Origin of the sequence: Burkholderia sp. Ac-20384, from assembly GCF_017104605.1 — a bacterium.
In the GTDB taxonomy this organism is placed as follows: Bacteria; Pseudomonadota; Gammaproteobacteria; order Burkholderiales; family Burkholderiaceae; genus Burkholderia; species Burkholderia lata.
Genome location: NZ_JAAGPE010000008.1, coordinates 71,231 through 82,874, shown reverse-complemented (window position 1 = coordinate 82,874; position 11,644 = coordinate 71,231). Strand labels below are relative to the sequence as shown.

Annotated in this window: 10 protein-coding genes; 8 read left to right on the top strand and 2 right to left on the bottom strand. The window is 66.1% G+C overall.

Annotation, left to right across the window (positions count from 1 at the left end):
• The 6 genes from G3O00_RS03215 to G3O00_RS03190 form a co-directional block, all read left to right on the top strand.
• On the top strand, positions 1-1,200 hold a 1,200-nt coding region (locus G3O00_RS03215; protein WP_206142024.1), incomplete at its 5' end, for an ATP-binding protein.
• Positions 1,197-1,949: a response regulator gene (locus G3O00_RS03210; protein WP_174931812.1), complete on the top strand. Its 753-nt coding sequence runs from the start codon at positions 1,197-1,199 to the stop codon at positions 1,947-1,949. The genes G3O00_RS03215 and G3O00_RS03210, both read left to right, overlap by 4 nt.
• Before the next feature lie 299 nt (positions 1,950-2,248).
• On the top strand, positions 2,249-3,022 hold the full coding sequence (locus G3O00_RS03205) for an ABC transporter substrate-binding protein (RefSeq protein ID WP_011355971.1): 774 nt from the start codon (positions 2,249-2,251) through the stop codon (positions 3,020-3,022).
• Between the two features lie 174 nt (positions 3,023-3,196).
• A complete protein-coding gene (locus G3O00_RS03200) occupies positions 3,197-3,886 on the top strand; it encodes an ABC transporter permease (protein WP_041493367.1) in 690 nt (229 codons plus the stop codon).
• Entirely contained in the window at positions 3,883-4,596 is a 714-nt protein-coding gene (locus tag G3O00_RS03195; protein ID WP_011355969.1) for an ABC transporter permease, read from the top strand. Before G3O00_RS03200 ends, G3O00_RS03195 begins: the two co-directional genes overlap by 4 nt.
• Positions 4,597-4,628: 32 nt before the next feature.
• Positions 4,629-5,396, top strand: coding sequence for an ATP-binding cassette domain-containing protein (locus tag G3O00_RS03190; RefSeq protein ID WP_041493635.1), 768 nt, complete (start codon positions 4,629-4,631; stop codon positions 5,394-5,396).
• Between the two features lie 71 nt (positions 5,397-5,467).
• Here G3O00_RS03190 and G3O00_RS03185 read toward each other — a convergent pair whose 3' ends face one another.
• Positions 5,468-7,786 (bottom strand): PA14 domain-containing protein, encoded by a 2,319-nt coding sequence (locus tag G3O00_RS03185; RefSeq protein ID WP_206142023.1) that lies wholly within the window; start codon positions 7,784-7,786, stop codon positions 5,468-5,470.
• A 394-nt stretch (positions 7,787-8,180) separates the two neighbouring features.
• Positions 8,181-9,221: a LacI family DNA-binding transcriptional regulator gene (locus tag G3O00_RS03180; protein ID WP_011355966.1), complete on the bottom strand. Its 1,041-nt coding sequence runs from the start codon at positions 9,219-9,221 to the stop codon at positions 8,181-8,183.
• A gap of 301 nt (positions 9,222-9,522) precedes the next feature.
• On the opposite strand from G3O00_RS03180, the gene G3O00_RS03175 reads away from it, so the two are divergent.
• Entirely contained in the window at positions 9,523-10,452 is a 930-nt protein-coding gene (locus tag G3O00_RS03175; RefSeq protein ID WP_206142022.1) for an aldose 1-epimerase, read from the top strand.
• A gap of 125 nt (positions 10,453-10,577) precedes the next feature.
• Positions 10,578-11,606 (top strand): ABC transporter substrate-binding protein, encoded by a 1,029-nt coding sequence (locus G3O00_RS03170; RefSeq protein WP_081436693.1) that lies wholly within the window; start codon positions 10,578-10,580, stop codon positions 11,604-11,606.
• Positions 11,607-11,644 lie beyond the last annotated feature (38 nt).

Genomic DNA, 11,644 nt, shown 5'->3' with positions numbered 1-11,644 from the left:
CAGCTCGCGGCGCGCCTGCGCGCGGAGGCGCGGGCTGCGCGCGCGAACGAGAAGCGCTCGGCAGCGCTTGCGCGCGTGGCGCATGACCTGTCGGCCGCGATCGAGACCGAGCAGATCGCATCGATCTGCACCGGCACGATCGCGCTGCTGCTCGGCGTGCGCGTCGCGCTCGTGCTGCCCGATGCGGATGACCATCTGACGTCGGCGCAGCACGCACGTTTCGTCGAAGCGCCGATCGCCCGCTGGGTCTACGAGAACGCGCGCAGCGCCGGATGCGGGCTGCCGCCGTTCGAGCGCGCGGCCGCGCAGTACCTGCCGCTGAAGGCGCCGATGCGCGTACGCGGTGTGCTCGTGCTGTTCGGAGACGCACAGCCGGTCCCCACGGACCCCGACGATCGCCGCCTGATCGACGCATTGTGCTCGTCGATTGCGATGGCGCTCGAACGTGTGCACTACGTCGGCGTCGCGCAGCACACGCTGGTCCGCATCGAAGGCGAGCGGCTGCGCAATGCGCTGCTTGCAGCGGTGTCGCACGACCTGAAGACGCCGCTGACCGCGATCCGCGGGCTTGCCGAGACGCTGGAGCGGCCCGAGCGGCTGGCCGACGGTCAGCCGGCCGCGCTCGCACACGGCATCCGCAACCAGGCCGAAGCGCTGCACGGGCTCGTCGTGAACCTGCTCGATCTCGCACGCATGCAGAGCGAGGGCGTGAGGTTGAATCGCGAGTGGCACATGCTCGACGAGATCGTCGGCAGCGCGCTCGCGCATTCGGCCGGCGTGCTGGCCGGCCGCGACGTGAGCGCCGACTTGCCGGCCGACCTGCCGCTGATCGACGTCGACGCGCTGCTGATCGAGCGCGTGCTGATGAACCTGCTCGACAACGCGTCGAAGTACGCGGGAACGGACGCGGCCGTGGCGGTGCGTGCCCGCGTGTTCGGCGAAACGCTGTACGTATTCGTCGAGGACGACGGGCCCGGCTTCATCGCGCGCAACACCGAGCCGCTGTTCGAGCCGTTCGAACGCGAACGCAAGGAATCGTCGATCAGCGGCGTGGGCCTCGGGCTCGCGCTGTGCCGCAGCATCGTCAACGCGCACGGCGGCTCGATCCGCGCGGTGCCGCTCGATCCGCACGGCGCGCGGTTCGAGATTCGCCTGCCCCTGGGCGCGCCGCCCGATATCGAACACGAGAGCCGGACATGATCAGATCGCGCGTACTTATCGTCGAGGACGAATCGGACATCCGCCGTTTCGTGCGGATGGCGCTGGAACAGGAGGGGCTCGACACGTGCGAGGCGTCGACGGCCCGCGAGGCGCGGATGTATGCGTCGAGCAGCAAGCCCGATCTCGTGATCGTCGATCTCGGGCTGCCGGACGACGACGGCAAGACCTTCATCCGCGAGCTGCGCGAGTGGTCGACGGTGCCGGTGATCGTGCTGTCGGCGCGGCAGCAGGAAGTGGAGAAGGTCGCCGCGCTCGATGCGGGCGCGGACGATTACCTGCCGAAGCCGTTCGGCGTGCCCGAACTGCTCGCGCGGGCACGCGCGCAGTTGCGGCGCGCGGCGTTCGTATCGGCCGACGGTCAATCGTCGTCGATCGTGCGGTTCGGCGACGTGACGGTCGATCTCGGCAAGCACGAAGTCGCGCGCGGCGGCGAGCCGGTCCATCTGACGCGCCTCGAATTCCGGCTGCTCGCCGCGCTGATTCGTGCGCGGGGCGGTGTGATCGCCGCGCGGCAATTGCTGGCCGAGGTTTGGGGCATCCACGACGCGGACCGTGCGCATTACGTGCGCGTGTACATGACGAACCTGCGGCAGAAGCTCGAACCGGTGCCGGCGCGCCCGCGACACCTGCTGACCGAGTTGCAGTTCGGCTACCGGCTGGTCGGTCTGGAAACGGTCGGCATGGCGGACGGGCCGCGCGGTGCGGCATTGCCAGGTCTAGACAAGTGAAAGCTCGCGCCGGGCGGCGCGCGTACGGGTGGAGAAAGCTGTTGTTTAGCTTGTCGTAATTCGTAATTAATTGAAAATTAAGGAAAAATGCCATTAGTGAAACAATCCGCCGACAACTAGTGATAAACACGGATTGCTGGCTAACCTGCGGAAAAGGCAAAGTTGTATGTACAACTTGGGGTGTCGCCGGAATGGGCGATTTCCGGGTTGGAAGGGTTCACGGCGGGGCGCCGTGCCGGCCACACCGGTGCGAATCGCCCGACGGGACCCCTGCCCAGTTCGCCTCTGACAGGAACGCCATGAAGAAACTCGCGCTCAGTATTGCCCTTGCCTGCATCGCGGTCGGTGCCCACGCCAAGGATTGGTCGACGATCCGGTTCGGCGTCGACGCCAGCTATCCGCCGTTCGAATCGAAGGACGCAAGCGGCAAGGTCGTCGGCTTCGACGTCGATCTCGGCAACGAGATCTGCGCGCGCCTGAAGGCGAAATGCGTGTGGATCGAGAACGACTTCGACGGGATGATCCCCGCGCTGAAGGCGAAGAAGTTCGACGGCGTGCTGTCGTCGATGTCGATGACGCCGGCGCGTGCCGAGCAGATCGCGTTCTCCGACAAGCTGTTCAACACGCCGACGCGCCTCGTCACGAAGAAGGGCGCGAACCTGCAGCCGACGGCCGAATCGCTGAAGGGCAAGTCGGTCGGTGTCGAGCAGGGCACCATCCAGGAAACCTACGCGAAAGCCTACTGGGCGCCGAAGGGCGTGCAGGTCGTGCCTTACCAGAACCAGGACGGCGTGTACCAGGACCTGATGTCGGGCCGCCTCGACGCGGCGCTGCAGGACGCGGTGCAGGCCGACATCGGCTTCCTGAAGACGCCGCGCGGTGCGAACTTCGAATTCGCCGGCAAGGACATCGACGATCCGAAGACGCTCGGCAACGGCGCCGGCATCGGGCTGCGCAAGGACGACGCCGACCTGAAGGCGAAGATCGACCACGCGATCGCCGACATCATCAAGGACGGCACGTACAAGAAGCTCGAGAAGAAGTACTTCGCGTTCGACGTCTACGGCGGCTGACCGTCCATGCGGCGCGCATCGGTTGCGGGGCGCGCCGCGTCGGTCGTGGGTGCAACCCGCGTCGCGTGATGCGTCCGACTTGATGAGCAGGCTGCATCAGGTAGTGCGCAGATATCGTTTGATGCGGGGTTAATGGCTGTCGAAAATCCAGCCACATCGTTCTGGATCCCTCATATGATCTTCCAAGGATTTGGCCCGCTGTTGTGGGCCGGCACGGTGGAAACCGTGAAGCTCGCGGTGCTGTCGCTCGCTGCGTCGCTCGTGCTGGGCCTCATCGGCGCAAGCGCGAAACTGTCGACGAACCGCATGCTCAAGTCGATCGGCACCTTCTACACGACGCTGATCCGCGCGGTGCCGGACCTCGTGCTGATGCTGCTGCTGTTTTACGGGATCCAGATCCTGCTGAACAACGTCACCGACATGCTCGGCTGGGACCAGATCGACATCGATCCGTTCGTGGCCGGCGTCATCACGCTCGGCTTCATCTACGGCGCGTACTTCACCGAGACGTTCCGCGGTGCGTTCCTCGCGGTGCCGCGCGGCCAGCTCGAAGCGGGCTTCGCGTACGGGATGAGCGGCTGGCGCGTGTTCCGCCGCATCCTGTTCCCGCAGATGATGCGCTTCGCGCTGCCCGGCATCGGCAACAACTGGCAGGTGCTCGTGAAAGCCACCGCGCTCGTGTCGATCATCGGCCTCGCCGATGTCGTGAAAGCGTCGCAGGACGCGGGCAAGAGCACGCTCGATTTCTTCTTCTTCACGCTGGCTGCAGGCGCGATCTACCTCGCGATCACGACGGTGTCCAACGTCGTGCTGCATCACCTCGAGAAGCGTTATTCCGTCGGCGTCCGGAGGCTCGCACTGTGATCGAACTCGTCAGCCAGTACTGGCAAAGCTATCTCTACACCGACGGCTACCGCTTCAGCGGCCTCGCGATCACGCTGTGGCTGCTGGTGGTGTCGATCGCACTGGGCTTCGCGCTCGCCGTGCCGCTCGCGATCGCGCGCGCATCGTCGAACCGCTGGATTTCCGGCCCGGTGTGGCTCTATACGTACGTGTTTCGCGGCACGCCGCTCTACGTGCAGCTGCTGATGTGCTACACGGGCATCTACAGCCTGCAGGTCGTGCACAACCACGTGCTGCTCGACACGTTCTTCCGCAACGCGATGAACTGCACGCTGCTCGCGTTCGTGCTGAACGAATGCGCGTATGCCACCGAGATCTTCGCGGGTGCGATCAAGGCGACGTCGGCCGGCGAGATCGAGGCCGGCATGGCCTACGGGATGTCGCGCTTCAAGCTCTATACGCGGATCATCCTGCCTTCCGCGTTGCGCCGCTCGCTGCCGAGCTACAGCAACGAAGTGATCCTGATGCTGCACGCGACGACGCTCGCGTTCACCGCGACCGTGCCCGACATCCTGAAGGTCACGCGCGACGTCAATTCGGCGACGTACATGTCGTTCCAGGCCTACGGCATCGCAGCCGTGCTGTACGCCGTCGTCGTGTTCACGCTCATCTGGGCGTTCCGCAAGCTCGAGACGCGCTGGCTCGCGTACCTCTCGCCGCGCGGCCATTAATGCATTCGCAGATTCGCAAGGAAGGACCCAGCATGTACAAGCTTACCGTTGACAACCTGCACAAGAAGTTCGGCGACAACGAGGTGTTGAAGGGCGTGTCGATGAAGGCGAAGGCCGGCGACGTGATCAGCATCATCGGCTCGAGCGGCTCCGGCAAGAGCACGTTCCTGCGCTGCATCAACTTCCTCGAGCAGCCGTGTTCGGGGCAGATCACGATCGGCAGCGAGCCGATCCAGACCACGCGCGACCGCAACGGCTCGCTGCGCGTGGCCGACCAGAAGCAGCTGCAGCGGATGCGCACCAAGCTGTCGATGGTGTTCCAGCACTTCAACCTGTGGGCCCACATGACGGTGCTCGAGAACATCATCGAAGCGCCGATGGCCGTGCTCGGGGTCAGCAAGGACGAAGCGATCGCACGGGCGCGCAAGTACCTGGAGAAGGTCGGCCTCGCGCCGCGTGTCGAGGGCATGTATCCGTCGCACCTGTCGGGCGGCCAGCAGCAGCGTGTCGCGATTGCACGCGCGCTCGCGATGGAGCCGGAAGTGATGCTGTTCGACGAGCCGACGTCGGCGCTCGATCCGGAACTCGTCGGCGAAGTGCTGAAGGTGATGCAGAAGCTCGCGGAGGAGGGCCGCACGATGGTCGTCGTCACGCACGAGATGGGCTTCGCGCGCAACGTGTCGAACCACGTGATCTTCCTGCATCAGGGGAAGATCGAGGAAGAAGGGAATCCGCAGGAGATTCTCGTGAATCCGAAGAGCGAACGGCTCGGGCAGTTCCTGTCGGGGCGGTTGAAGTAAGGTCGAGCGTGAGCATTGCCTTAGCGCCCGTGACGCCGCAAGGGCGCCACGGGCGTTGATGCGAACGACGCCTACTGTTGCGCAAGCGCGTCCGTCAAAGGCCGCTGCGCAACACGCACCAGATTGTCGCGGCCCGCGCTCGGGCTCGACCATTGCAGATGCATGCTGGCGGGCCCGCTCGCATGCACGTACTCGACGCGGATCGGCACGTTCCGCTTCTGCGTCAGGTGAATGCGGCCCTTCGCGGTCGCGAGCCCCGGCTGTTCCTTGTCGATCACCTTGCGGCCGTCGATCCACACGCGCGCGACGTTGTCGCTCGTCACGCTGAACGTGTAGTTGTCGGCCTTCGGAATGTCGAGCGCGCCGGTCCAGCGGATCGCATAGTTCGTCGCATTCATCCCCTTCGACGCATCCGGCGAATCGGTGCCGCGCTCGGTGTTCAGGTCGAAATCGACCAGTGGCGTGATCGACGAGAACACCGGCGTCGTGAACGTCGTGTCGTTGTAGTACGTCGCGTTCAGCACGCGCAGCCTCGAGCTGAATGCGCTCGCGAGCGCCTGCACCTCGTCCGTGCTCCACGGGTGGCCGTCGGGGTAGAGCGTGCCCTGGAACGGCGTCGCCGGTTCGACGGTCGCGGGCGCGGACGCCGTCTGCCCCCAGTGGAAGCGCGTATTCGTGCGGCCGATCATCAGTTCCCACACGAGGAAGCCCGTCTTGCCGCCGTAGGTGCCGGCAATACCGGCCATCGTCTGTCCCGCCTGGCCGCCCGGCCAGCCACGCTGCAGCGTTTCCGAATTCAGGCTGTCGAGCAGGCTCGGCGGTAGCGAGTAGTCGGGCGTCGTCGCATTCTTCGCGTACGGATGGAACGCGTGGAAATCGGAGAAGTAGTCGCCTTCCGGTTCCTGCACGTTCGGCGAATTGATCGGCTGCGTCGCGCCCGCATTGAGGATCGCGATGCGCGCGTCGTTCATCATCAGCGCGCGGGTCGGCTGCAACGCGCCGTTGCCGCTGCAGCCCGGCTCGTTCATCGGTTCCCAGTACAGGATGCGCGGATCGTTGCGGTGCGCGGACACAAAGTCGGCGATGTAGTGCTGCAGGTCCTGCTTGTAGGTGGTCGATGTGCCGGCCGCGATCGGCTGCAGATACTGCTGCTCGACCGACTGCCCGGGCGACTGCACCCAGCGGCTGTTGTGCACGCCGAAGATCGGCGCGGCCTGCGGACCGTACGCGGGATCGACGTGCCAGCAGTCGTCGTAGAAGATCGGCGCGACCTTCAGCCCGTGGCGCGCGGCGATGCCGAGCAGGCTGTCGAACTTCGCGAGGAATGCGTCGCGATCGTTGACCCAGTTCAGGTAGTGCAGGTACACGGTGATCGTGTTCATCCCGTACGTCTGCGCGTAGTCGAGCTCGCGGTCGACGATGGCCGGATCGTAGTTCTCCCAGAAGTCGATCGCGTTGACCGCATTCCACGGGTTGTACACGGCGCCGACCACGCGCGAGAAGTCGTAGGTTTTCGGCGCGACGTCCGGATAGCGGCTGACCGTCACGTTGCTGAACGCGACGCTCGCGCCGAAGCGGCGCAGCCCGAACGCGCCCGCGCGCAATGCGGTCGTCAGGCCGCTTGTCGCGTCGTTGATGCTGATCACCTGCGTGCCGTCCACGTACACGTCGATCGCGTTGTTGCGCGTGACGACCTTCAGGTGATGCGTGCTACCCGCGACGACCGCGGGCGCCGGGTAGTCGATGAAGTCGGTCCAGTTGTCCTGTTCGCGGCCGACCTGCACCACGTGGCGCACCGCATCGAGCCCGATGTAATAGCCCGTCAGCGCGTCGGTGCCGACCGTCGGGTTCGTCACGTGCACGATGAAGCCCGCGTTCGCGGTGGTCGCGCCCGGCGCCGGTGCGCCGATCGTGACGTCCGCTTCATACGACGCGTGGCCGTAGGCCGGATGCTGCGCGTTCGTGACGAGCTTCGCGCCGTCCGTGCTCGTGCCGCTGATCTGGATCGTGTTGCCGGCGCCGCTCGTCCAGGCCGGGCCGTAGGTATCGAAGTCGGCGAGCGTCAGCGTTTGCGTGTCGGTTGCGACGGGCGGAGCCGGCGGTGCATACGGTGGGACGCCGCGCGACGACACGCGTAACGCGGGCGTCGGCCCCGGCAGGCCGAGCGTGACGAGCTGGTTCGGGAAACGCGACGGGCCGCCGTAGCCCGTGTTCATGAAATCGCTGGAGGCGGCGGCAGTGGTGGCGGCACTGTCGCTCGACGCGGCGTCGATGGACGAGCGTGCGGCGAGCGCCGAGGCCGATGGTGCGGATGAATCATCGCCGCCGCACGACGCGAGCACGATGACGACCGCGAGCGCGGCGGGCTTGAGACGAGACGTGATAGTCATTCTGGACTCCGGATCAATGAGGAGAAGCGGACGACTGGTGACTCGATGCGGATGAAGCGGTGTCCGGACAGGAAGCGTCGCGGGACGGTAGACGTGTGAGGTGCGGACGGGCGGAGCGGGCAGCGCGGCGGGTTCGCGCGCATTCGCTTCCGGTCACCGTCTCGTCGTGCTGCTGTGTCGTGGCGCGGGGTTGTGCCCGACGCCGACGCAAGTATAGAAATGCTTTGAAATTATTACTAATAATTTAGTGATGGTGTTTACCCTGAAGCTGGCATTGGCTCGCGGGTGAGCCGGGCGGGGTAATGGCCGGGGATGAATGGAGGGCGTACAGCACAACACGAAGAACGGGCAGCGCATGCGCTGCCCGAGCCCTGTTCAGAGGAGGAGGAGGGGTTTACGCGTTCGCCGACTGCGTGACCGTCTCGACGGCGCGCACCGACCCGCGCTCGACCAGCGGCCCGTCGAGCTTGATCGCGCGACGGCGTACGGGCATCCCGACCGCGCGGTTCTGCTCTTCCTGCAGCAGGATCTCGACCGCCCAGCGGCCGAGCTCGTAGTTCGGCAACACGATCGTCGACAGCGGCGGGTGTGTGTGTCGCGCGATTTCCTGGTCGTCGTAGCCGAGCACCGACACGTCGTCGGGCACGCGCATCCCCAGATGCTTGACGGCCTCGATCGCGCCGAGCGCCATCAGGTCGTTCGCGCAGAAGATCGCGGTGGGCGGATGCGGCTCGCGCAGCAGCGACAGCGTCTGCTCGAAGCCGGTATCCGAACCCCAGTCGCCGTCGCGCACGAGTTCCGGCGCGAACGGGATGTCGGCCGTCGCGAGCGCGGTGCGATAGCCCTTCAGGCGGTCCTTCGCGGCGTCTTGCCACGGCTCGCCGTTGATGTAGCCGATGCGCCGGTGGCCCGCGCGCAGCAGGTATTCGGTGGCCGCATGGCCGCCCGCGACTTCGGCCGGCACGATCGACGACAGCCCGCTTTCCGCCGTATAGCAGTTGAGCAGCACGGCCGGCACGCGCAGCAGTTCGGACGGCAACGTGACCTTGCGCGTGTAGACGGTCGCATAGACGACGCCGAGCAGGTTCGGCATCGCGAGCACGGATTCGAGCACCTGGCGCTCGATGTCGACGTTGCCGTGCGTCGAGTACACGGCGAGCAGCTTGCCGTTCGCATAGGCCGCGTCGCGCGCGCCGTCGATGTTGACGACCGGGTGCGGGCTCGTCGAGATTTCGTCGGCGAGATAGACGATCAGGTCGCGCTCGCCGTCGTGCGTCATCGCCACTTCGCGCGGCAGGAAGCGGTAGCCGAGCTCTTGCGCGATCTTCACGACCTTGTCGCGCGTGGCGTCCGAGAATTTCGTGCCCGCCGCGTTGTTCAGCACGAGGGAGACGGTGGATTGCGACACGCCGGCAAGCTTGGCGATGTCGGTCATCGTGGGGCGACGTTGAGTAGAGCGTTTCACGGTAGGAGCGCGGTCCGGCCTCGACAGGATGAACAAATAACGACGGCGATAAACAGCGGGTCGGATCAATCTGACCGACGGTAACATCGGCCAACCGGGCCGGCAATCAAGCTTTACGCGTGGCCCGCCGGGGCTGCCGTTTCCCAGATAATAATATCAACAAATATTATTGACCGCGCGTGCCGCACCGTGCCATGCTTTGCCGCACATGCCCGCGGCCAGGCGCAGCAATTCGGCCGGCGGGGTCGCCAGTGTCATCCCGGGATGAACGATGCCGATGGGAACGCCCCGCAACGCCGACCTGATCGAACTCGCCAGTGGCGCGACCCGCGTGAGCGTCGCGCCGCAGGCCGGCGGCTCGATCGCCGCGTACTACGAAGCCGCGCCCGACGGCCCGCGACACTGGTTCCGGCCGGCTACCGACGCGGCGCTCGCGAGCGGCGATCCGCTCGGCATGGCGAGCTTTCCGCTGTTTCCGTACTGCAACCGCATCCGCGACGCGAAGTTCGACTTCGACGGCCGCACGATCGACCTGTCCGGCCCGGACGATGCGTACCGTCATGCGCTGCACGGCCACGGCTGGCGGCGGCCTTGGCAGGTCGAACGGCTCGACGACACGCAGGTCGACCTGCATTTCGAGCATCGTCCTGAAGCGGGCCGCGCCGGCGACTGGCCATTCCATTACGAGGCGCGCCAGTCGATCCGGCTCGACGGCGATGCGCTGTCGATCACGCTCTCTGCGCGCAACCTCGGCGCGTTACCGATGCCGTTCGGCATGGGCCATCACCCGTATTACCTGCGCACGCCGCACACCGTCGTGAAGGCGCACGTCGATGCGATGTGGCACGCCGATGCGGATGTGCTGCCGCTCCACGTCGGCGCGCATCCTGCCGTCGACGCACTGCGCAACGGGATGCCGGCCGACGCGTTCGATCTCGACAACAATTTCGTCGGCTGGTCACGCGAAGCCGCGGTGATCTGGCCGGAGCGCGGTCGCCAGGTCGTGCTGCGGGCCGAGCGGCCGTTCGACCAGCTCGTCGTGTACGCACCGGCCGGCGCCGACGCGCTGTGCGTCGAGCCCGTCACGAACACGACGGACAGCTTCAATGCGAAGGAACCTGCATCGCTCGTCGGCGGCTGCGTGCTGGCGCCCGGCGAATCGCTGCAGGCGACGTTGCGGTGGACGCCGGGCCCCGCCTGACGGGTGCGGCGGTACGGGATTATCCCGAGTCGGGCGGGCGATAATATCGAGTAATAATATTAGTTCGTGAGGCCGATGCCAGCCATGTGCGACGGCGTGCGGACCGATCACAACACTTGGAGACGATGATGCCGAGCCGTGCAAAGCTGCAACGTATCGTGGTGACGATGGGTGTGACGCTCGGATGCGTCGCGATCGCGCAGGCGCAGGACAATGCGCAGAAGGTCGGGTCCAGCTCCGCGCAGACCTGCACGAACCCGAAGCCGGGCAGCGTGAAGTTGAGCGATCTCGTGGTCGGCTTCTCGCAGTCGGAGAACGAGCAGAACCCGTTCCGCGCGACCGAAACCGCGTCGGTGCGGGCGGCGGCGAAGGCGGCCGGCGTCAAGCGGCTGCTGTATACGAATGCGAACGCGAACCAGGCGAAACAGGTCGCCGACATCGAAAGCATGATCAACCAGGGCGCGCAGGCGCTGATCGTCGCGCCGAACGATTCGACCGGCCTGCAGCCCGCGCTCGCGCAGGCGCGCGCGAAGGGCATCCCGGTCGTGACGATCGACCGGCAGACCGCCGGCACGCCGTGCCAGGATTTCATCACGTTCCTCGGTTCCGACTTCTTCCGGCAAGGGCAGCGCGCCGCGCAGGCGCTTGCCGATGCGACGGGCGGCAAAGCCACGATCGCCGAGATCCAGGGCGGCTACGGCAATACGGTCGAGAGCCAGCGCACCGACGGCTTCGCCGACGGCCTGAAGAAATTCCCGAACATGAAGATCGTCGCATCGCAGACGGCGAACTGGTCGGCCACCGAAGCGCAGAAGGTGATGGAGCAGGTGCTGCTCGCGCATCCGGACGTGACCGCCGTCTACGCGCAGGCCGACACGATGGCGCTCGGCGCGATGACGGCACTGCGGCAGGCCGGCAAGCAGCGCGGCGTGACGGTCGTGTCGATCGACGGCACGAAGGATTTCGTCACCGCGATCGCGAACGGCTCGGCGGCCGCGAGCGTCGAGACGAACCCGCGCTTCGGCCCGCTCGCGTTCAAGTCGCTCGAAGCATGGTTCGCCGGCAAGCCGGTTGCGCAGAAGCAGATCATGGACGACGCGCTGTACGACAAGGCGAACGCGAAGCATTCGCTCGAAGCGAACCTCGTCTACTGACCTGTCGATCGACCGGCGCGCAAACGCGCCACCCTGAA

Coding starts and splice junctions, on each gene's coding strand:
- G3O00_RS03210 (WP_174931812.1), top strand. CDS start 1,197: ATGATCAGATCGCGCGTACTTATCGTCGAGGACGAATCGGACATCCGC.
- G3O00_RS03205 (WP_011355971.1), top strand. CDS start 2,249: ATGAAGAAACTCGCGCTCAGTATTGCCCTTGCCTGCATCGCGGTCGGT.
- G3O00_RS03200 (WP_041493367.1), top strand. CDS start 3,197: ATGATCTTCCAAGGATTTGGCCCGCTGTTGTGGGCCGGCACGGTGGAA.
- G3O00_RS03190 (WP_041493635.1), top strand. CDS start 4,629: ATGTACAAGCTTACCGTTGACAACCTGCACAAGAAGTTCGGCGACAAC.
- G3O00_RS03185 (WP_206142023.1), bottom strand. CDS start 7,786: ATGACTATCACGTCTCGTCTCAAGCCCGCCGCGCTCGCGGTCGTCATC.
- G3O00_RS03180 (WP_011355966.1), bottom strand. CDS start 9,221: ATGACCGACATCGCCAAGCTTGCCGGCGTGTCGCAATCCACCGTCTCC.
- G3O00_RS03175 (WP_206142022.1), top strand. CDS start 9,523: ATGCCGATGGGAACGCCCCGCAACGCCGACCTGATCGAACTCGCCAGT.
- G3O00_RS03170 (WP_081436693.1), top strand. CDS start 10,578: ATGATGCCGAGCCGTGCAAAGCTGCAACGTATCGTGGTGACGATGGGT.